The organism is Glaciibacter superstes DSM 21135 (assembly GCF_000421145.1).
GTDB classification, from domain to species: Bacteria; Actinomycetota; Actinomycetes; order Actinomycetales; family Microbacteriaceae; genus Cryobacterium; species Cryobacterium superstes.
Map to the genome: position 1 here is coordinate 1 of NZ_ATWH01000017.1, position 21,209 is coordinate 21,209.

Annotated in this window: 19 protein-coding genes; 11 read left to right on the forward strand and 8 right to left on the reverse strand. The window is 65.3% G+C overall.

Translation table 11 applies throughout. The features are described 5' to 3' along the window. Positions 1-291: 291 nt before the first annotated feature. The gene (locus K323_RS0120560) at positions 292-702 is read left to right on the forward strand and encodes a MarR family winged helix-turn-helix transcriptional regulator (protein ID WP_022887144.1); all 411 of its coding nucleotides are present in this window, start codon (positions 292-294) and stop codon (positions 700-702) included. Positions 703-732: 30 nt separating this feature from the next. Here K323_RS0120560 and K323_RS27650 read toward each other — a convergent pair whose 3' ends face one another. Continuing rightward, the gene (locus K323_RS27650; RefSeq protein WP_022887145.1) at positions 733-2,007 is read right to left on the reverse strand and encodes a sensor histidine kinase; all 1,275 of its coding nucleotides are present in this window, start codon (positions 2,005-2,007) and stop codon (positions 733-735) included. Then, positions 2,004-2,669 (reverse strand): response regulator transcription factor, encoded by a 666-nt coding sequence (locus tag K323_RS0120570; protein ID WP_022887146.1) that lies wholly within the window; start codon positions 2,667-2,669, stop codon positions 2,004-2,006. Before K323_RS0120570 ends, K323_RS27650 begins: the two co-directional genes overlap by 4 nt. Before the next feature lie 120 nt (positions 2,670-2,789). On the opposite strand from K323_RS0120570, the gene K323_RS29145 reads away from it, so the two are divergent. From K323_RS29145 to K323_RS0120600, 6 genes are read left to right on the forward strand one after another with little or no spacing between them, the layout of a single operon-like run. After that, a complete protein-coding gene (locus K323_RS29145) occupies positions 2,790-3,347 on the forward strand; it encodes a hypothetical protein (protein ID WP_022887147.1) in 558 nt (185 codons plus the stop codon). After that, entirely contained in the window at positions 3,347-4,471 is a 1,125-nt protein-coding gene (locus tag K323_RS0120580; RefSeq protein WP_022887148.1) for a peptidoglycan-binding domain-containing protein, read from the forward strand. Before K323_RS29145 ends, K323_RS0120580 begins: the two co-directional genes overlap by 1 nt. Beyond that, positions 4,468-5,169, forward strand: coding sequence for an ABC transporter ATP-binding protein (locus K323_RS0120585; RefSeq protein WP_022887149.1), 702 nt, complete (start codon positions 4,468-4,470; stop codon positions 5,167-5,169). The genes K323_RS0120580 and K323_RS0120585 overlap by 4 nt, the downstream gene beginning before the upstream one ends. Beyond that, entirely contained in the window at positions 5,166-6,374 is a 1,209-nt protein-coding gene (locus K323_RS0120590; protein WP_022887150.1) for an ABC transporter permease, read from the forward strand. Before K323_RS0120585 ends, K323_RS0120590 begins: the two co-directional genes overlap by 4 nt. 59 nt (positions 6,375-6,433) lie before the next feature. Continuing rightward, positions 6,434-7,771, forward strand: coding sequence for a sensor histidine kinase (locus tag K323_RS27660; protein ID WP_022887151.1), 1,338 nt, complete (start codon positions 6,434-6,436; stop codon positions 7,769-7,771). After that, positions 7,768-8,472 carry a response regulator gene (locus K323_RS0120600; protein ID WP_022887152.1) on the forward strand — a complete coding sequence of 235 codons (705 nt, stop codon included), beginning with the start codon at positions 7,768-7,770 and terminating at the stop codon, positions 8,470-8,472. The genes K323_RS27660 and K323_RS0120600 overlap by 4 nt, the downstream gene beginning before the upstream one ends. A gap of 22 nt (positions 8,473-8,494) precedes the next feature. Here K323_RS0120600 and K323_RS27665 read toward each other — a convergent pair whose 3' ends face one another. The 3 genes from K323_RS27665 to K323_RS0120615 form a co-directional block, all read right to left on the reverse strand. Next, complete coding sequence (locus K323_RS27665; RefSeq protein WP_022887153.1) at positions 8,495-9,253, reverse strand: alpha/beta fold hydrolase; 759 nt, start codon at positions 9,251-9,253, stop codon at positions 8,495-8,497. Positions 9,254-9,444: 191 nt separating this feature from the next. Beyond that, the gene (locus K323_RS0120610) at positions 9,445-11,136 is read right to left on the reverse strand and encodes a long-chain-fatty-acid--CoA ligase (RefSeq protein ID WP_022887154.1); all 1,692 of its coding nucleotides are present in this window, start codon (positions 11,134-11,136) and stop codon (positions 9,445-9,447) included. 196 nt (positions 11,137-11,332) lie between these two features. Continuing rightward, positions 11,333-12,403: a threonine aldolase family protein gene (locus K323_RS0120615; RefSeq protein WP_022887155.1), complete on the reverse strand. Its 1,071-nt coding sequence runs from the start codon at positions 12,401-12,403 to the stop codon at positions 11,333-11,335. 162 nt (positions 12,404-12,565) lie between these two features. Between K323_RS0120615 and K323_RS0120620 the strand changes: the two genes are divergently transcribed. Genes K323_RS0120620 through K323_RS0120630 form a run of 3 tightly spaced genes read left to right on the forward strand, consistent with a single transcriptional unit; the run spans position 12,566 to position 15,970 of the window. Continuing rightward, on the forward strand, positions 12,566-13,258 hold the full coding sequence (locus K323_RS0120620) for a hypothetical protein (RefSeq protein WP_022887156.1): 693 nt from the start codon (positions 12,566-12,568) through the stop codon (positions 13,256-13,258). Positions 13,259-13,307: 49 nt separating this feature from the next. After that, complete coding sequence (locus K323_RS0120625) at positions 13,308-15,341, forward strand: sensor histidine kinase (RefSeq protein WP_084697555.1); 2,034 nt, start codon at positions 13,308-13,310, stop codon at positions 15,339-15,341. Beyond that, entirely contained in the window at positions 15,341-15,970 is a 630-nt protein-coding gene (locus K323_RS0120630) for a response regulator transcription factor (protein WP_022887158.1), read from the forward strand. The genes K323_RS0120625 and K323_RS0120630 overlap by 1 nt, the downstream gene beginning before the upstream one ends. A 7-nt stretch (positions 15,971-15,977) precedes the next feature. Here K323_RS0120630 and K323_RS27670 read toward each other — a convergent pair whose 3' ends face one another. Together K323_RS27670 and K323_RS0120640 are read right to left on the reverse strand one after the other, a co-directional pair. Further along, a complete protein-coding gene (locus K323_RS27670) occupies positions 15,978-17,138 on the reverse strand; it encodes an ABC transporter permease (RefSeq protein ID WP_022887159.1) in 1,161 nt (386 codons plus the stop codon). Further along, the gene (locus tag K323_RS0120640) at positions 17,135-18,019 is read right to left on the reverse strand and encodes an ABC transporter ATP-binding protein (RefSeq protein WP_022887160.1); all 885 of its coding nucleotides are present in this window, start codon (positions 18,017-18,019) and stop codon (positions 17,135-17,137) included. Before K323_RS0120640 ends, K323_RS27670 begins: the two co-directional genes overlap by 4 nt. Before the next feature lie 231 nt (positions 18,020-18,250). On the opposite strand from K323_RS0120640, the gene K323_RS0120645 reads away from it, so the two are divergent. After that, complete coding sequence (locus K323_RS0120645; protein WP_157509525.1) at positions 18,251-20,137, forward strand: hypothetical protein; 1,887 nt, start codon at positions 18,251-18,253, stop codon at positions 20,135-20,137. Between the two features lie 75 nt (positions 20,138-20,212). Here the strand turns inward: K323_RS0120645 and K323_RS0120650 are convergent, their stop codons facing one another. After that, positions 20,213-21,157 carry an aldose 1-epimerase family protein gene (locus tag K323_RS0120650; protein WP_022887162.1) on the reverse strand — a complete coding sequence of 315 codons (945 nt, stop codon included), beginning with the start codon at positions 21,155-21,157 and terminating at the stop codon, positions 20,213-20,215. Positions 21,158-21,209: the final 52 nt, after the last annotated feature.

Sequence of the window (21,209 nt, forward strand, 5' to 3'; positions counted from 1 at the left end):
AACTTTGCCCGCAGTGCCGCCTCAACCCCTACGCCAATGGCCATAACACAACGATAAAGCCCAAACCACGAAACACCGGCTTATTTACTGGCACGCCCTAAGTGCGCCTCCTCCGCCGTGCAGGAGGAGCACGGGGCGCCCGGCGCCAACTCGGCTCGCTGTGGCGGGGACGCCGCCGACGTCGACGACGGTGGTGCGCTGTTTCGGGGCAGTCGGGCTGCTTGCGTTCATCATATCAAGAACCTTATACAAGGGTCTGTATATATGCAAGGTTCCTGATATGTTTGACCCATGACGACTTCGCTCAAGGACGTCGGTCTCGCGGTGAAGCGGCTGCAGTGGTGCCATCACCGGGAGGGCAACCGACGACTCGCTCCGGTCGGCCTCTCTCTCGTGCAGTGGGACGTGCTGCGCCATCTCTCACTCGAGCCCGATGCGTCGCTGCACCGGCTCGCGGTGCTGACCTTCCAGACCGACCAGGCGATGGGCGAACTCGCGAGGCGTATGGTCGACCGCGGTCTGCTCCGGCGCGAGGCCGGTCCGGGCCGGATCGTGCAGCACAGACACACCGACGACGGCGAGCAGGCGCTGGCCGCCGGCGCCGACGTGCTCGACACAGTTCTCGACGAGACGATCGGCGCACTCACCTCGCACGAGCGCACCGAGCTCCTGCGCCTCCTCACAAAGGCTGGCAGCGCCTAACACACGGTCCGCTTCGAAGCGGTCAGTCGTTCAGTCGAGCGCGTGACCGTCAGGTGCGTGGCGCTTGAATTTCACCGTTACCACGAGTCCGCCACCCTCGGCCGGCACCAGGTGAAGCTCTGCACCGTGGGCGCTGACGATGTTTTCGACGATGGCCAGCCCGAGGCCACGAGACCTGTGATGTCCGTCGACGATCCGCCCCGTGTTGCGGTAGAACGGCTCTGTCAGCTTGCCGATCGCATCCGTGGGAACGATTGCACCCGAATTGGACACCGTCAACGTCGGCGCCTCATCGCTCCCACTTCCGGTGAATGACGTGGACACGGTGACGACGCCACCATCGTGATTGTGGCGGATCGCGTTGGCGACGAGGTTGGCGACGGCCTGGGCCAGCAGCGTCGGTTCGCCCTCAACGGGCACGTAATCCAGCGCGGTCTTCATGGTGATCCCTCTGGCGTCTGCCTCGGCCTGCGAGTCGGCAACAACGTCTGAAACGAGTGCGCCAAGGTCAATTTCCTGCGAGTGAAGCTCGAGGTTGTCCAGGTCTGCGAGATCGAGCATCGCCTCAACGGTTTCGATGCTTCGGTCGTTTGTTGCGCGCAATCTCTTGATCAGTTCCCGGGACGCCTGCTGATCGAAGGACTCTTCGCCCGCGGCGACATCGAGCATGGCCTGGGTCGCCGCGAGTGGGGTGCGCAATTCATGTGACGCGTTCGCTGCGAACCTTTGGTGAGCGTGAAACGACCTGTCGAGTCGCTCCAGCATGTGGTCGAACGTGTCGGACAGGTTGGTGATCTCGTCTCGTGGGCCCGCGAGCGCAATGCGGTGGTCAAAAGAGCCTGACGCTGCGCGCCCGGCCGCAGCGTTGATTTCCTGCAGTGGCCGCAGAAGTCGGCCTGAGAGCAACCATCCTGCCCATGCACTCGCGACGGTCAGAACGAGCAGAATGACAATCGAAGACACGAGCAATGTGTCGAGAATATCGGCCTCATCACTGACGATAATCGCAAAAGTCTGAGCGTCAGGCATAGCCTCGCCGAGGGGCGCCGGGGTGGACTGGATCGCGTCACGCACCGGCCGCGCGGACTCGGAGTCGGTTGAACCCCCAGTGATCGGCGTCGCCGCCCGAATTGCATAGGTGGGCACATAGCGCATGAAGGCGTAAATGAGCCCAAGCATCAGGGCGCCCGCTCCGCTGAAGAGCAGCGCATAAGTCAGCGTCAGGCGCATCCGAACGGTGAGTCTCTTCCTGCGCCCGTTCGACTCTGTCGCCCCAGTGTCGACGACGGCGTTGGCAGTGCTCAATCTGCGTCCACGATCCGATACCCGCTTCCCGACACCGTCTGAATGATCCACGGTGTGCCGAGCCGACGCCGCAAGTTCGAAATGGTCACTCGGATGGTGTTCGTGAACGGATTGGTATTCTCGTCCCAGGCCTTTTCCAGCAATGCCTCTGCACTGACCACCCCTCCCGCGGCGAGCATCAGCTGCTCGAGAATCGCGAACTCCTTTCGAGAAAGCTTCACGTAGTCGCCGTGGCGGTACACCTCGCGCCGGAAGGCGTCGAGGCGAATCCCGGCCAGCTCAAGGATCGGGGGCGTGGCCGTTGGGTTCCGGCGAGCCAGGGCACGCAGTCGGGCGACGAGCTCTGGGAACTCGAATGGCTTGGACAGGTAGTCGTCGGCGCCCAGGCTCAGGCCGAGCACTTTGTCGTTCAGTCGACGCGCCGCCGTGAGCATCAGCACACGCGTTGCGGGGTGCTCAGCGACGACAATACGACAGACATCATCGCCGTGAGTGCCTGGGAGGTCTCTATCGAGAATGACGACGTCATAGTCGTTGATCACGATCGCTTCAAGCGCAGCGTTTCCGTCGCCAACGAGATCGGCTGCGATTGCCTCTTGCCGGAGCCCCGCGCGAATGGCTTCGCCCAGGTATAACTCGTCTTCGGCGATGAGCACGCGCATGTCTCCCTCTTCCCTTCGTCGGCTGAACGGTCTAGATCCAGTGAAGCACGACTGCTGTTGCGCTTTCATAAAGGTTTTCCTTGACGCTGTGAGTACTCCCCCTCGGCTGGACTGAAGCCCATGACCAAAAAAACCATGCTCAACAACAACGCTGCTCACCCGAATCGACATCGTGGTGCGGGGCTTGCTGCGCTTTTCGCAGTCCCACTGCTCGTGGGAATGCTCTCGGCGTGTAGTCCGAGTGCAGAGAACACAGAATCCGGGCCAGAATCCTCGAGCGGTTCCAATTCGTCTGAGTTGTCCTTCGACGACTGGCAGGTGCAGTTCGCCTCGTGCATGCGCGACGAGGGCATCGACATGCCTGACCCGACCGAGAACGGGATGCAACAGGGCCTGAAAATCGATGAGGGCGGCATGGAGGCCTTTGAGGCTGCGTACGAGGCGTGCACGTCTCAGATCGGCGAACCGCCGGCCTCGCCCGGCGGTGAACTGAGCGACGAGGAATTCCTCGAGTCGCAGGTGGACATGGCGGAGTGTCTCCGTGAGCACGGCATCGATGTCGAAGATCCGAAGAAGGGTGAGGCGCTGACGCTGAGCATGGACATCCCCGCCGACGTCCGCGAGGAATGCGGAGGCTCTAACGGCGGTACTACTGGGGTGCGGCCGGAAGGATCGTGATGTCTGACGAACTCCGGGAACTCGCGCCCCCGTCTTCTACCGGCATGGGAACGCAGAAGAGACCTCGCAGGCGGGTGGTGGTCGTGGCAAGCATCTGCATCGGCGTGCTGGTGCTTGCGGCTGCCGGCGCGGCAGTGGTCGTGACCACCGCACAGGCACAGACCGCGCAGGGGCAGGCTGCCTCGAACACCGGTATCACCACCACCGAGGTGCGGAAGGGCACTCTCTCGGGTGTGAAGCAGGTTTCGGCCACCATGGACTATTCGGATGTTCGGGAGCTCGGGGGAGGCGGTTCGGGTATCGTCACGGCGGCACCAGAACCAGGCGCTGTTATCGGCCGGGGCCAGAGCCTCTTCTCGGTGAACAACGTCCCGGTGATCTTGCTTCACGGTGCGCTTCCGGCGTGGCGGCCGTTTGAGGCGGGCATGGAAGACGGCCCCGACGTCAGGCAACTTGAGGAGAACCTTACTGCCCTTGGATTCTTCGACCGCGAGCCAGACGAGGAATTCGCCTGGTCCACCATGAATGCAATTGAAAGATGGCAGGAAGCGTTGGGGCTCCAGGAAACGGGTCGAATCGATCTGGGCCTTGTGGTGTTCCAGCCTGGCGACGTGCGGATTTCATCCCTTGAGTCTGCGGTTGGTTCTCAGGCCGGCCCTGTTGTCGTGAAGGTGTCTTCCCTGACGAAACGCGTTGAGGCGGACCTCAGGCTGAGCGACCAGGCACTGGGTGTCGTGGGAAACAAGGTCGAGATTCAGCTCCCGGGTGGGACGACCACCGCGGGAACGATCACCGACGTCAGTGTCCCTGTGGAGAAGGAAGCGAACGGTGAAACGTCTGTCGTTGTACCAGTAGGAATAGCGATTGATGACGCCGCTGCTGTCGGCACCCTGCAGAGAGCCGCTGTCACTGTGGGATTCCCCGCTGAGCAACGTGAGAACGTGCTCTATGTCCCTGTTGAAGCTTTGATCGCCCTTGACAGTGAAACCTTTGGTGTGGAGGTTCGGGGCTCCCACGGGGATCTGAAGAAGATTCCCGTCGAGACCGGCCTTTTTGCCGACGGCAAGGTCGAGATCTCCGGCAAGGGGATCACGGCAGGCCTTGACGTGGTGGTGCCGTCGTGACCCGAGACATCGTTGCGCTCAGCGACGTCACTCGGAGCTATGGTGAACCGCCGACCCAGGCGCTGAAGGGTGTCGATCTCACCGTTGAGGAGGGAGAACTCGTCGCCATCGTCGGACCGAGCGGTTCTGGTAAGTCGACGATGCTCAACCTGATTGGAACGCTCGACCGACCCACGAGCGGCACCGCTTTCATCGACGGAGCCGATGTCTCCCGAATGTCGGATGTGCGTCTGTCTGCGTTGCGCGCATACCGGATCGGCTTTGTCTTCCAGCAGTTCCATCTCACTGAAGGATTCAGCGCGATTGACAACGTTGCCGACGGCTTGATCTACACCGGGATCTCCCGGAGACAACGGCGGCTCTTCGCGCGGAAGGCATTGGAACGGGTGGGGCTCGATCACCGCCTTGACCATAAGCCGAACCAGCTTTCGGGCGGTGAGCGCCAACGCGTTGCCATTGCTCGGGCAGTCGTCGGTGAGCCCTCGCTGCTGCTCGCCGACGAGCCAACGGGCAACCTTGACTCGACTTCCGGAGCCGGGGTGGTCGAATTGCTCCGCGATCTGAACGAAACCGGTACGACGGTGATCGTTATCACGCACGACATTGATCTCGCGGAATCACTCCCTCGACGCGTCTCACTCCGTGACGGCCGCATCGTCGCCGATTCTGGGCGTGTCGATTCTGGACGTGCAGCATGAGCGGCATCAACAATCCTGCGAGCAGGAAGAGATCCCGGCTCAGGGGCGGTGACGTGCTCTATCTCGGTACAGCAGGTCTCAGGGCGCGCCCGACGCGGGCAGTGCTGTCCGCGCTCGGGATCGCCATCGGTATCGCCGCGATGATTGCCGTTGTCGGTATCTCCTCGTCAAGTCAGGCCAAGCTCAATGAGCAACTCTCGACGCTGGGAACGAACCTTCTGTCGATGCAGGCTGGGAAGACGCTCTTCGGTAAAGATGCTCAGCTTCCCGAGGACTCCGTCAACAAGGTAGCCGCACTCGACGGCGTGCTGCGGGTTGGCTCAACGGGTAGGGTCACGGGAATCAGCATCTACCGCAGCAATCTCATCGACACCGCTGCGAGCGGCGGTCTGGGTGTCGACGTTGCCTCACTCGGCCTGCCCGCCGTTGTCGGCGCAACCTTCGACACGGGCACCTGGCTCAATGCGGCCAGCTCCGAGTACCCTGCTGTCGTACTGGGCTCGAAGGCCGCGGCGCGCCTGGGTATCGTGTCGGTCGGCTCGCTCGTCTGGCTTGGCGGGCAACAATTCAGCGTCGTTGGCGTTCTCGACCCCGTGGTGTTGGCACCAGAGCTTGACTCCACGGCACTCATCGGCGAAACGATCGCCGCTGAGCTCTTCGGATTCGACCACCACCCCACAACGATCTACGAACGCTCCGCCGACAAACTCGTCGGGCAGGTACGTTCTCTCCTGCCACGGACGGTGAACCCGGCCGCGCCAGACGAAGTCGATGTTGTGAGACCCTCTGACGCGCTTGCCGCAAAGAACGCAGCCGATCAGGCCTTCACCGGACTGCTACTAGCCCTGGGATCCGTCGCACTGCTGGTCGGCGGAATCGGTGTGGCGAACACCATGGTCATCTCCGTTCTCGAACGACGGCGAGAGATCGGCTTGCGGCGCGCGCTCGGTGCAACACGAGGACACATTCGTGCGCAATTCCTCACCGAAGCTCTTCTGCTCTCCGCACTGGGTGGAGTTGGCGGGGCCGCCATCGGCTCCGCTGCCACAGCGATGTTCGCGGTGGTCAACGGCTGGCAAGCCGTGATCCCACTACCGGTGCTCGGCGCCGGTATCGGAGCCACCGTGGTCATCGGGGCCATCGCAGGGATGTACCCGGCAGTTCGCGCTTCACGCACCCCGCCGACCTCGGCACTCGGTAGCTGAACCATCGGTTCCCTCGCACGGGTGAAGCGGTTGTCGGCGTAATCGGGCACGATGGAGGGGTGAGCAGCACTCGACGCGCGTCCCGCTGGATCGCGGTGGTGTGGCGCCGAGGCCTGTTCCTCCTGATCGGCGGGCTCGTTGCGATCCCTTACGCAATCATCCTGGTCTGGGCCGGCGCAGCATGGCTCGCCCCTGTCGAGACGCGCGTCCCTGGGATCTTTTGGCTGCGGGCTGCTGTCTTCCTCATCGTGGCGCTGCTCGCGGTCCCGGCTTTCCTCCCGGTCACCCGCACGCTCGAGCGCACTGCCGCAAACCAGCTACTCGACCTGTCGGTTCCCGAACCGACGCACCGTGCGAGTCCGGTCGACGTGGCCAGGGGCGCCCTGTATTTCGCCGGGCATCTGCTCTCTGGCGGACTTCTGCTCTTCGCGCTCGGCTTCGCGCTGCCGCTGGCGGTGACCTTCGTCGTCGACGCCGGGACCGGGTCTGCTGACGCGGTCGGGCTTGCGCGCGGGATCCTGCCAGGGATAGACACGGATACCGCGGTGATGCTCACTCTCGCGACAACCGGTGTTGCGTTGGTGTGCACTGTGGGTGCCGGCATCCTGCTGCCGTGGTACTCGACCATGCTCCTTGGCCCTTCGGCTGAGGAGCAGCTGCGTGTTGCAGCAGCCAGGGCTGCAACACTGGCGCGCCGGAACGACCTGGCTCGCGAACTGCACGACACCATCGGGCATGCACTCACGGTGACGACCATGCAGGCTGCGCTGGCTCGGCGAACCCTCGAGTCCGAACCGGAACGCACGCTCGCAGCGCTCGCAGCGCTCGCCGAGGTCGAACGTGCCGGTCGTGCGGCCGTCGCCGATCTCGACTACGCCCTCGGCATCCTGCGGCAGGCGGAACCGGGGGAGCCGGGAGCCGGTCGGCGCACCGCTTCGACGGCTCCGCAGCGCACGCTCGGCGAGCTGGACAAGCTCGTCACCGAGACCAGGGCGGCCGGAATCGACCTGCGAGTGATCATTGCAGACCACCTCTCCGCGCTGCCCACCAGTCTCGGCCGGGAGGCGTATCGGATCGTACAAGAGGGCCTGACGAATGCGCTCAGGCACGCGTCCATCGCTCGGGCGACGCTGACCGTCACGGTAACGGATGACGTGTCGATCACGGTGGTCAACCCGGCCATGCGCGTGAACGAACGTGCAGTAGACACCGGACGAGGCGGCAACGCGAGAGAAGGGCGAGGTCTCGCCGGCATCCGTGAGCGCGTCGCGTTGCTCGGTGGCACGTGCGTCGTCGGCCAGATCGGTGGCGAGTGGCGGCTCACGGTGCGCCTGCCGCTGGCAACTGCACCGATTCAGCGCACGGCGGAGTTGAAAACCACGGAGGAGAACCTGTGACCCTGTCCACACCGATCCGGTTGCTGATCGTCGACGATGAGCCGCTGGTGCGCGCCGGCCTTCACGCGATCCTCGAGACCGAACCCGGGTTCGAGGTGGTCGGCGAGGCGTCAGACGGCGATGAGGTCGACGCCCTGGTCACCCAAGTGCGCCCAGACGTCGTGCTGATGGACGTGCGAATGCCCCGGACGGATGGCCTTGAGGCGACTCGGCGGCTGGTCGCGCGCGGCGCGTCTGGCGCGATCGCCAGTGGCGATTCAGGCGAACGGATGCCGCGGGTGCTGATCCTGACGACGTTCGACAGTGACGACTACGTCTACGAGGCGCTGCGAATCGGTGCCGACGGCTTTGTGCTGAAGCGCGCGCAGCCAGAGGAACTCGTGCAGGCGATTCGCACGGTCGCGACGAGCGACGCACTGCTCTACCCGGTGGCGGTGCGGCGGCTGGCCGCCCTGCGCGGCGCCGGGAGCGGACAGGGAACCCGCGTGGCGACGACCCTGAGTGCGAGAGAGCAGGAGGTGTTGCGCCTGGTCGCGCGTGGGCTCAGCAATGCGGAGATCGCCGCAGAGCTGTTCGTCAGCGTCGAGACGGTGAAAACGCACATGGCCGGTATCCTCGCAAAGCTCGGGGTGCGCGATCGCACCCAGGCCGTGATCGAGGCCTACGAATCCGGCTTCATCTCGCCAACGGCATCCGGCTGAGAAGCGCACAGCTCATCGACCGTTACTCAGCCGGCGTTGTGAGTGCTCGAAACGAAGCACGCAGCTCGCGCGCGAAGATCTCGGGCTGTTCGAAGGCGGCGAAGTGCCCGCCGCGCTCCGGCTCACCCCAGTAACGGATGTCGAGGAACCGGCGCTCTGCCCACCTCCGCGATGGTCGCGGGACGTCCCGGAAGACTGCCGCTCCGGTCGGGACATGCACTGCCTCACCGGTACCGAGGGTGAACCATCCGTCCACCGTGGCGAAGCTCTCCCAGTACAGCCGCATCGACGACGCGCCGGTGCCGGTGAGCCAGTAGAGCGAGATGTTGTCGAGGATCTGGTCACGGCTGAGCACGGAGAAGATGTCGCCATCCGAGTCGGTCCACGAGACGAATTTCTCGAAGATCCATGCCGCCTGCCCTACTGGAGAGTCGAACAGGGCGTACCCGAGGGTCTGCGGGCGCGTGGAATGCACTGCAGCGTAGCCGGAACCGGTGGCCGCGGCGCTGGCAAGAGCGTCAAGACCCGCCTGTTCCGTCGAAGTCAGATCATCAAGCGTGGTGGCCTCCGGGGAGACGAGCGGCGGAGTGAGGTGAATACCGAGCACGTGCTCTGCATCCTGCAACCCGAGTATCGTGCTGATACTGGTGCCCCAGTCGCCGCCGCTTGCCCCGTAGCGGCTGTAACCCAGGCGTGCCATCAATACTGCCCAGGCCGCTGCAATTCTCTCAATCCCCCACCCGGTCTCTTCCGGCCGCGAACTGAACCCGTAGCCGGGCACGGAGGGAATCAGTCGTTCACTGTTTCGCGATCGGGCCAGCGCGTCGCCCGAACACGGGCACGCGAGTCGTCGAGGTCCGCTTGAGGAACGTTCACATGGAAAGGAAGAATGTCAGACACCCTCTTATTCTGCACTCGTCACACAGGAGGGTCGAGGCTCAAGCCGACGCGCGCGCGAGGCTACCGCGAGCATCAGCGCTCGGTGAGTTGCTTCCGCACCTCGCGCCGCAGTACCTTGCCGATCAGTGAGCGCGGCAGCTCGTCCACCGCGACAAACCGGCGCGGTACTTTGTAGGCCGAGAGGTGATCCTTGGCGAATCCACGCAGCGCGTCGACGTCGAGCTCCGCCCCCGCCGCGAGAATCACGGCTGCCGTCACCTCTTCCCCTCCGCCGTCGCTCGGCAAGCCGACAACGGCAATGTCGTCGATATCGGGGTGCTCCCGCAGCGCGACTTCGACCTCAGATGGCGCCACATTGAAGCCGCCGGTGATGATGAGCTCCTTCATCCGATCGACGATCGTGATGAAGCCGTCGCCGGAGACCCGCACGATATCGCCGGTGCGCAGCCACCCGCCCGGCAACAGCACCGCTGCACTCTCGTCGGCGCGATTCCAGTAACCGGCGAAGACCTGCGGCCCGCGAATGAGGAGTTCGCCTTCGGCATCCGTTCCCCGTTCGACCGTCACGTCCTCTGGATCGACAACCCGGATCTCTGTGCTCGGGAACGGCACTCCGACGGTGCCGGGGCGACGGCTGGGCCCAACCGGGTTGCCGGCTGCCACCGGCGAGGTCTCGGTCATGCCGTAGCCCTCAACCAGCAGCCCTCCGGTCGCCTCCTCCCAGCGTTCCACCGTCGACACCGGCAGGTTCATGGCGCCGGAGATGGCAAAACGGATGCCGGCCAGGTTCACTTTCCGTTCCGCGGCAGCGCGAACGAGGCGGTCGTAGATCGGCGGCACGGCCGGGAGGAACGTCGGCGGCGTCTTCTTCACCGCGTCGAGCACCAGGCCCTCGTCGAACTTGGGGAACAGCACCAGCCTGGCACCCATGCTCATGGCGAAGGTCAGGCAGAGGGTGAGGCCGTAGGCGTGGAACATCGGAAGCACTCCGTAGAACACCTCGTGCCCGCGTCGCAGCCCCGGCAGCCAGGCTTCACCCTGCACAGCGTTCGCGCGCAGGTTGAAGTGGCTCAGCACTGCGCCCTTCGGGGCGCCGGTCGTTCCGCTGGTGTACTGCAGGATGGCGATGTCGTGAACGCCGGGCCGTGGGTGGGAGCGCTTCAGACGACGGTTGCCCTGCAGACTCTCCCAGAGGATCGCGCGTTTGCCCAGCTTCCCCGCTGTGAGCGCCGACCTGACGGACCGCGCCTTGGCGACCGGAAGTCGCAGCGCCAGACGTGTGCCGAACGGCATCGCCCTGGTGACATCGACGGCGATGACCGTGTCGACGCCGATGTCATCGGGAAAGGCCTGAACGGTGCCGTGAACCTTGTCCCAGACGATGGAAACACGCGCACCATGGTCTTCAAACTGGTGGCGCAGCTCCCGCGGAGTGTAGAGCGGGTTGTGTTCGACGGCGATGGCGCCCAGGCGCAGGATCGCATAGAACGCCACGACGTGCTGCGGGCAGTTCGGCAGCACGATGGCAACGCGGTCGCCGGCGTTGACGCCAAGACGCTGCAGGCCTTCGGCCGCCCGGTCTATCTGCTCCCCCAACTCTGCGTACGTCGTGTCAGCGCCGAAGAAACTCAGGGCGACCCGGCCCCTGTAGGTCTTCACGGCGGTCTCGATCATGTCCACGAGCGACTCGGTTGGCGGTTCGATGGTGTGCGGAACGCCCTCTGCGTACGCGGCGAGCCAGGGCTTGGATGAGAGATCGGTCACCCTGCCATTCTCTCCCTCGATCTTGCGTGCTTGATAGATGACGCCTGGCAGGCAGCGTCATGGGGAGTCGTCCCCATAGGATTCCGCGAAAGACCGGGCTAACCTCTTTTTGAGGGGAACAACCCGGGGGGATGCACCAGTGCACCGGGTCGTCTCGCACCAATGGAGACGACCCAGTGCGCCTGTGCTGGTGGGGTCAGCCCGCCGCCAACTCCTGCTTCACGGCCGCGATGAACGCGTCGATGTCGTCTTCGGTGGTGTCGAAGCCGCACATCCAGCGCACCTCGCCCGTGGCGGGGTTCCAGTCGTAGAAGCGGAATGACTCACGCAGCCGGTCGGCGACACCGGGCGGAAGGATCGCGAACACCGCGTTCGACTCGGTCGGCTGGCTGAATGACAGGCCGGTGATGGAGGCATCCGTCACGCCCTGTTCGAGCGCCGCGCGCAGCTTGGCCGCCATCGCGTTGGCGTGGCCGGCGTTCTGCAGCCACAGGTCGCCCTCAAGCAGCGCGATGAACTGCGCAGACACGAACCGCATCTTCGACGCGAGCTGCATGTTGAGCTTGCGCAGGTAGGTGAGGCCGGTGGATGCCTCAGGGTTCAGAACCAGCACGCACTCGCCGAGCATAAGCCCGTTCTTGGTGCCCCCGAAGCTGAGCACGTCGACGCCGGCGTCGCGTGTGAACGCGCGGAGCGGCACGCCGAGGGTGGCAGCGGCGTTGGAGATGCGGGCGCCGTCCATGTGCAGTTTCATGCCGCGTTCGTGGGCGTGGTCGGCGATGGCCCGCACCTCGTCAACCGTGTACGCGGTGCCGAGCTCTGTGGTCTGGGTGATGGAGACGGCGAGTGGCTGGGCGCGGTGCTCATCGCCCCAGCCCCAGGCCTCCTGGTCGATGAGCTCGGGGGTGAGCTTGCCGTTCGGGGTGGAGACCGGAAGCAGTTTCAGGCCGGCGACGCGCTCAGGCGCCCCCGCCTCATCCGTGTTGATGTGTGCGGTGCTCGCGCAGATGACGGCGCCCCAACGTGGAAGCATCGACTGGAGGCCGATGACGTTGGCGCCGGTGCCGTTGAAGACCGGGAACGCCTCGACTCCCTCGCCGAAATGGCTGGCGAAGACCTCATGCAGCCTGGCCGTGTAGACATCTTCGCCGTAGGCGATCTGGTGGGCGCCGTTCGCTTCCACGATCGCGTCGAGGATTTCAGGGTGGATGCCGGAGTAGTTGTCTGAAGCGAAGCCGCGCGAGTGCAGGTCATGAAGTGGAGTCACCTATCTATCTTCGCGCATCCGTCGGCGCCGCCCATCCGCCTCCGTCGCCACCGCCATGATCCCCGAACACGCCCGCAAAGTCGGGACTCAGCACACTGTTACCCGGGACACGGGGCGAGCGACCCTGAACGGAAAGGTTCATTTCCATCAGAAAGGGTCGATATGTCTGACACACTTGCTCCCGTTCGCACCATCACGTCACCCGTCGGTTTCCGCCTCAGGAAGTCATGGATACTGTTCGCCATCTTCGCGGCACCCGTGTTCTTCACGGTAGGGCAGACGATTTTGCCCTCCCTCCCGGATAACTTCGCGGGAGCATACGAAGGGATGGTCGAGCATCGGGATGCGCTGCTTGCCTCCCGTCTGCTCACTGCGGTTGGCGCGTTCCTGTTCGTTCCGGCCATCGTCGGTATCTGGTCACTGGTTCCGCGAACCGCGCGGGCATCATGGCTCTGCCTGGTCGGCGGTATTGTGTTCGCCGTCGGAACATGGTGCAACGGGCTCTCTGAAGCAGTCCTGGGCTACGCGACCCACGCCGCAACGTCACCCGACGTCGAACTCGAGTCCGGCAAGTCGGTGGTCTTTGCCCTGGATTCTCTCGGTGCGGTCGCGCTGCCCATCTCCTATTTTGTTGTGATCGTGTTCGGCGTGGGCGTGCTGCTGCTTGCCATCGGGCTACTGATCGCCCGCACTATTGCCCTCTGGATGCCGCTGCTGATGATTCTCGGAGCACTGCTCTCGTTCACGTTCGCCGGCATGGGTCTGCTCGCCCTGGTCACGGGACTCCCCATCATCGCGGCGTTCTGGGGCATGGGCGTGCTGACGGCCCGCCGCACGAAAGCTGTCTCAAAGTGAGCGAGGCGCAAGCCTTGACACGTCTGCTGGGCTCAGTCAGTCTCAGTTCATGAGCTCTGAGTTCATGGGCCCAGTCGAAGTCAGCGTGCCGCCGCGGACGGGCGTAGCCCGACTGGCGCCCATAGTGGCCGCCCCCGCGGCGGTACTCGCTGTCGTTGGACTGGTCTTATCACTCCAGACCGATGTGGCCGTTGCTATTGGCGGGCATGTGTACGAAGACGTCATCCTCGCGATCGTGTGGTCTTCACTGGCGAGCCTGATTCTCCACCGGATGCCACGGCATCCGATCGGCTGGTTGTTCATTCTCGTCGGGGCCAGTCATGGCCTCGCGGTTGCGGCCGGCCAATTCGCGCTCGCCGCGGGAGTGAACGGCTGGCCGGGGCGCCTCATCGCGGGCTGGGTGTCGCAATGGGCCTGGGCGCCGGGAATGTTATTACCCCTGACTGTATTGCTTCTGCTGTTTCCTGATGGCCGGGTAGCCTCACCGCGATGGAAATTCGCGCTATGGATAGGCATTTCGGGTGTCATCGGCGTGAGCGCATCGCTCGCGCTTGATCCGCGGATAGCGCTCGGACCTGCGGAGAGTGCCGAGAATCCGATCGGCGTGCTGGGTGCCGACGTGGGCTTTGTTGTGTTCATCATGGTGGTCGTGTTCACTGGCATCGCATCCATCACGAGTCTCATTCTGCGCTTACGGGCTTCCAACGGTGACACCCGTCGGCAACTCGCACCCGTTGCAGTCGCCAGCGCGATCGCAATCCTCGCCCTGACCGCTGCGCCGATCCTGCCGAGCTGGGCACCCGTCATCCAGCTGGTGGCGCTCCCCCTGCTTCCACTCTCCGCTGCGCTCGCGCTGCTGCGGTATCGGCTCTACAACCTGGAGATCATCGTTCGACGTTCGGTGATCTGGGGTGGGCTCACCATCCTCGTCGTCGCGGGCTACGCACTCGTCGTGCAGGGCCTCAGTGCGCTGCTTCGCAGCGAAGACGCCGTGGCGGAATCGTTGTTGGCTGCCGGCGCGGTGGCGCTCGCCTTCCAGCCCGCACGCATCGCACTGCAGACGCTGGCGAACCGCTCCCTTTATGGGGAACGCGATACACCGATCACGGCCATCACGAACATCGGCGAGCGGATGGCGGGCGCCAGCGACCCCGACGCTGCCCTGCACATTGCAGCGGAAGGCCTGCGTGATGCTTTACGGGTTCCCTGGGTGGGAGTGTATGACTCTTCGGATGCCGGTCTCGTCGCTTCGTCGGGATCGGCGCCGGCATGGTCGGCGAACGCGATCAGCACGCGGGAACTGCTGCACCTCGGAAGCCCACGCGGACAGCTTGCCGTGTGCCGCCGGTCACCGCGCGAGACACTGAACGGTGCTGATGAGAGGCTGATCTCGGCTTTTCTCGCGCCGCTGGCCGCAACACTGGCATCCCGGCACTATGTGAGCGACCTGCGTGAATCCAATGAACGCCTTGTGCTTGCCAGGGAGGAGGAGAGACACCGGTTGCGGCGCGACATCCACGACGGTCTCGGCCCGATGCTCGCGGCAGTCGCCACCCAAGCGGACATCGCGATCCTGCGTCAGGAACGCACAGGAGAAATGGGCGACATTCTGGAGCAAGTGCGCACAACAGCGACGGATGCGATGGGCGACGTTCGCAGAATTATCGAGAATCTGCGGCCGCCCTCTCTCACCGAACTCGGTCTGATCGGTGCGATCAAGGAGTTCTGTGACGCGCGGTCGTCGCCGGAGAGTGCGCTTATCTCGGTCGACGGCACCCTTCCCCGCCTTGCCTCCGCCGTCGAGGTCGCCATGTATCGGATAGCCATCGAGGCGGTGACGAATTCGCTTCGGCATGCGGGAGCCGCACATGTTCGGGTTTCGTTTGCAGCAGCGGATGGCGGCGTCATCGTCACTGTCACAGACGACGGTCGGGGTTGGGATGTCGGGGCTACGACCACCGGGATCGGAGTGCCCAATATGCGGGAACGTTGTGAAGAGCTTGGCGGCGCTTTGAGCATCGTGTCGGGAGCCGACGGCACGGTGGTGCGGGCCACTCTTTGGGCGTCGGCCGGAGGCACCTGATGCGCGTGCTGATTTGCGACGATCATCCGGTCTATCGCGCTGGCCTTCGCTTGCTGCTGCTCGAAGTTGGGGTGGAGGTGATCGGTGAGGCGTGCGACGGCGATGAGGCCGTCGACCTCGCCAGGACGACGAGTCCGGACGTTGTAGTGATGGACCTGCATCTGCCCGGGATCAGCGGAGTCGAGGCGACCAGGCGCATACTCCAGGAGAACAAGGGCATGGCTGTCCTCATACTCTCGATGCTGGAAGACGATGTGTCGCTATTCGCTGCGTTGCGGGCTGGTGCGCGAGGTTACCTGCTCAAGGGTGCGGGACACGAAGACATTATGCGAGCCTTGACTGCGGTGAGACGCGGTGAACTCGTCATAGCGTCGGGCCTCGCCGCCGCTTTCCAATCGGCGCTTGCCGGTGCCGTGGGACAAAGCACCCACTTTCCGCAACTCACGCCGCGGGAGCGTGAGATCTTGGAGCTGGTGGCCCGTGGCCGGTCGAACGGGGAGATTGCCGCCGCACTCTTCCTCAGCGACAAGACGGTTCGCAACGTGGTGTCGAGCACACTGGGAAAGCTCAACGTGAGCACTCGGGCCGAAGCCGTGGCAATGGCCCGAGATGCGGGGATTGGTGGGTGACCGAGCGTCAGGCGCGCAGTGCCTTGCGCAGCGGCACCCTGGTGCCCATGCGCAGCAGCGAGTTGCGGTAGATGCGCGAGCCGAAGGCGATCACCAGTGCGGTGGTGACCAGCAGGATCGCCAGCGACAGGATCGGCTCCCACCATTCGGCGGATCCCAGGAAGACGCGCATCGGCATCCCGACCGGTGCGGAGAACGGAACGTACGACATGATCGCCAACACCGTCTCGTTGTCGTTGAAGAAGATCACCAGGAAGTACGGGATCATCACGAGCATCATCACCGGCGAGGTGACCGAAGCGACATCCTCCTGCCGGGAGACCATCGACGCCGTCGCCGCGTAGAGGGAGGCGAGCAGCACGAAGCCGAAGGCGAAGAACACAGCGAACCAGATGATCGACGGCCCGATGTCGACGAGCAGCACGTTCTGCCCGGTCACGGCCAATCCGGCGGAGACGAGCACGCCGATCAGCACGATCTGGCCGAACGCCATGATGCTGTTGCCGACCACCTTTCCGGCGAGCAGTGCCCGCACAGAGATGGTCGACATCAGAATCTCGACGACGCGCGTCTGCTTCTCCTCGACCACGCTCTGCGCGATGGTCGACCCGAAGGTGATGGCTGACATGAAGAACACCAGGCCGAAGCCGATCGCCACCAGGTAGATGAGGAAACCGCCCTGCGACGCCGGGTCGAGCAGCGTGACATCCGGACTGACGCTCAGGGCACCGACCACGTTGGTCGGGACGGAGTCGAGGGCGATGACCTCGACGTCGAGCAGGGAGTCGGCGTTCGAGGCGGGGACAACGGCGGCGCTGACGCTGCCGTCGCGCACCAGTGCTTCTGCGGCGGCGATGTCGTCGGCCGGCACGGACTCGAAGGCCTTGGTGTCTTCGACGGCCTGGCTCGCCGCTCCGACGACGGCGACCTTCGGCAGGCTGGGATTGGCCCCGACGATGCCGCCGACGATGACGGAGCCGACGGCGATGGCGAGCAGGATGCCGGTGGAGATGAGGAAGGACTTGCTGCGCAGTCGCGCGAGAATCTCCCGCGTCGCGACCAGCCAGGTGCTCTGGGCGAAGGTCGGTGCCGTGTGTGTGGGGCGGCCCGCACGCGGGCTGCCGGGCCCGCCGTGGCCTCCCGGCCTGATGGTGGTTGCGGTACTCACTGGACGACCTCCTTGAAGATGGTGGACAGCGACGGGCGCTGCTGGCTGAACGACTGAACCGGGCCGCGCGCTATTGCTTGCTGCAACACGGTCTGGCTGGCGGCATCCGTCTCGGCCTCGAACACGGCGAAGCCGCCGTCGAAGTCGACGACCGAGATGCCGGGAACCTCCCGAATCCAGCCGGCATCGTGCGCGGTCTGGATCTCGAAGCGCGGTTCGCTGTACTGCTCACGCAGCTGTTCGCGCGGCCCGTTCGCCCTGATCTCGCCCTCGGCGATGATGACCAGGTCGTCACAGAGGCGCTCGACGATATCGAGCTGGTGCGAGGAGAAGAGCACCGGTACGCCGGACGCTGCGTAGTCCTTGAGCACGTTCACCACAACTTCGACCGCCATCGGGTCGAGGCCGGAGAATGGTTCGTCGAGCACGAGGAACTCTGGGTCGTGCACGAGGGCGGCAGCGATCTGCGCCCGCTGCTGGTTTCCGAGCGAGAGTGCTTCGACCAGGTCGCCGGCGCGCTCGCCGAGCCCCAGGCGTTCGAGCAGGGTGTCGGTGTTGGCCTTGGCCGCTTGCGTGCTGAGGCCGTGCAGCCTGGCGAGGTAGACGAGTTGCTCGGCCACCTTCATCTTCGGGTAGAGGCCGCGTTCCTCCGGCATGTACCCGAAGCGGCGCCGGTCGCCGGTGGTGAGGGTCTCGCCGTCGAGGCGTACGGTTCCGGAGTCTGGCTGGAGCACTCCGAGGACGATGCGCATCGTGGTCGTCTTGCCTGCGCCGTTGGCGCCGACAAAGCCGGTCATCCGTCCGTTGCCGACGGTGAAGCTGACATCGGTCAGCACCTGGCGTGAGCCGTAGTGCTTGTTGACGTTGGAGATCTCCAGCATTGGCGAGCCTTTCGTTTGCTTCGTGCTTCCACGCTACGCAGGCGCGTCAGTTGCCACATCCGTCGCCAGGGTGAACGGATGCTCCGCCTGGCGGCGGAGACGCACGCGCCAGAATCATTCACCGACGATCATGCACCGACGATCATTTGCCGACGCGACCGATATGAGAATGTGCCTTGGGGTCATCCGGCGAGGCCGCAGCCCGCTGCGCTCGCCGGTAGGTTGAGTCGGGTGAGTCTGGTGAGTGGGAAAGACGCGGGGCGGCCCGGCACGCGACAGTCGAACGCACAGCAGGCAGCGCGCGGGGTGATCCTGCGCGGCCGGGGCATCGGTAGCTCATTCACCTACCTGCTGGCGGTCGGTGTGGCCCTCGCAGCCATATTCGGTCTGATCTGGGGCGCCGTGATGTTCGGCCTGCTCGGGTTGACATACGACGAAGCGGGGTTGGCCTTCGCCCCGACTCTCGCCGTGCTCGGCGGCTTCGCCGGTGCAATCGTCGGCGCCGCGATCGGGCTGGTTTCGGCATCCGTTGCCGCCTTCGTCCTGGTGGCGAGTGCGCTGTTGGTGCGCGTTCCCTGGTGGGGGAAGCCGATTCTGGGCGCCGTCGGAGCCGTGCTCGGGGTGCTCGCCACCGCGTTGGTCGTCGGCCACTGGATGTACGGCCAATTCAGTATGACCTTCCCACTGCTCGATGTGCGGCTGGTGTCGTTGCTCGCTGCCGTCAGCGCTGCTCTGGCGATCGGCTGGGCGGAGCGCTCGCGCATCCAACCGGCACTGGCCGACGTGCGGCCGCTGGCAAGCGACGCAGACCTTCCCGCGCGGGCGATCGTCGTACCAGGGTCGTTCGCCCGTTCTTCAGGCGCTCGCTTTGTCTTCGTCGGGCTGGCGCTGGCGTTCGCCTTGTTGGTCGTTGACCTGGCATTGGTGTTCTGGATGCCGGGCTGGGACCCATCTGAGGAGTGCCCACCGTATGGCGGCGGCAGGTATCTCGCCCACGAGTGGACCACCTTCCCGCCGCAGACCGTGTGCCAGCTCACCGGTGGCACCGTGCAGGTGGTGCCGCCTTTTGTCGCGCCACTGCTGACGATCGGCATCGTGCTGGCCATGGCGCTCATTTCGCTGGGCGCGGTGCTGCTGGCCAGGTCGGTCGACCGGGCCGACCGTGCCGCTGCGCTGACGGATGCGGCTGCGGCGACGGCTGCGGCGGCGGATGCGGTCGGCCGCGCGCGGCATCCGTTTGCCTCGCGGTCTCGGAGTGCCGGTGTGTTCCTGGCAGCGGTCGGTGTGATGTCGCCGGTCTGGATGCTGCTGCTCGGCTGGGGACTGAGCTCTGAGTACGCGACGTCGTCTGCGGAGACCGCGACCTGGTATTTCGTTCAGCTGCTGGTGGCAGCCGCGATTCCACTGACGTCGCTGGTGCTGTTGGGCCTGTCGCTGCCGTCGTCGCTTCCGGCGGCCTCCGCGCTCGGGCGCGGCACGCGCGAGCAGGTGCCGGCGGTGCTCGCCATCCTGTCGGTGTGCACGCTCGCCCTGACGGTGTGGAGTGGCGGGTCCCTGGTGTCGGCGACCGTCACGGGAGCGGCACGCCTCGCGCACCTGGACTCGTTGCCGCCGTATGAGACGGGGCCGGTCGCCCCTGACCCGACCCCTGGGGAGGGCGCCGTGGTTGTGCCCACTCCTGAGGCGCCGAGCACCCTCCTCACAGAAGCCGGGCTTCGAGCGGGGATGGAGGCGCTGCTCGACACAGCGGTCGATGCCGCTGGCCCGGCCGCCGACTGGAACGCCGGGTTGGGGCCGGAAAGTCTCACGTTGTCACCGGTCGCGTGCCTCGACGGCGCCGGCGTCTCGTATCCGTTTCCAGAAGCGACTTTCGCCACCGGTGTCATCACCGACACCAGCACCGACGAGCACGACAGGGAGGTGACCGACCGCAACGTGGCGGCATCCGAGCGGATCGTGGCCGCCTGGGAGCGGCTCGGCTACAACGAAGACAGCGGACTCGGCGGCAACCTCGACCTCGGCGCGCCAGAGGGAGCACCGGCGCTCAGTCTGCACGTTCGGTACTCGTTCGGCTTCGTGACGCTGACGGCCGAGAGCCGCTGCGTCGTCCCTGGGTGATGCGCGGCCTGAGCCTGCGCCGACCCGGGTGACGCGCGCCCCTGTGTACGAATTGCGAGGTCGGCTACAGGTCGGCTACAGAGCGGCGATGGTCCAGCGCGCGGTGGCGAGCTCGCCGGGCTCCAGCACGATGAGGTCGGTGCCGGAATTGAAGGCGTCTGGCGGGCAGGTCATCGGCTCGACGGCGAGGCCGATCCGGCTCTGCGCCGCGTCTGGCTGGTCGGCGGTGTGCACCTGCACCCAGGGGCAGGCGGTGTCCCAGCGCATGACGACGCCGGTTCCGGATGCGGCCGTCAAGCGCACTTCGGCTGCCCCGCCCGCGTCACGTTCCAACTCGGTGAACGCGTGGTCGATGAAGGTGTCGCCGATCACGCGGGGCGCGCCGAAGTCGAAGGCGCTGCCCGCGACATCCGTCAGCTCGACCGGAATCAAGCGATCGGCGGTCACCGTCAGCACCTGCGCGGCGGGGAGAGTGAGTGTCCAGTCGTCGACGCGACCCTCACCCGCGACCAGGTACGGATGCGGACCGGTGCCGTATGGTGCGGCATCCGTGCCCGTGTTGCGGGTGGTGATCGTGGTGCGCAGGCCATCGGCGCCGAGCGCGAACTCGACCCGCACCTGTAGGCGGAACGGGTAGCCGGCCTGCGCCTCGACGGTGGTCGCGAGTAACACGCGCTCTGGCGACTCGCCGATGGCGATGAAATCGAGCCAGCCGACGAGTCCGTGTAACGCATGCCCGCGGGCGGGCTCCGTAAGCGCGAGCTGGTGCTCTGTGCTGCCAGCCTCTGTGCTGCCGGCCGCTGTGCTGCCGAAGCTGTAGCGCCCGTCGACGACCCGGTTCGGCCAGGGCGCCAGCGTTGCGCCGCGGTATGCGGGTCGCACTTCGTCTGCCTCGAACGGCACAACGAGGTCGCGGCCCCGGTGCTGCAGGCGGCGGAGGGTTGCGCCAACACTGGCGATCGTGGCGGTGTAGTCGCCGAAGGCGAGCTCGAACTGGGTTCCGGAGAGGGGCGTCGTCATCCCTCAATTCTGCCGGTGATTCTGCGGGCCGGGTGCCGTGGCCGACTAACGG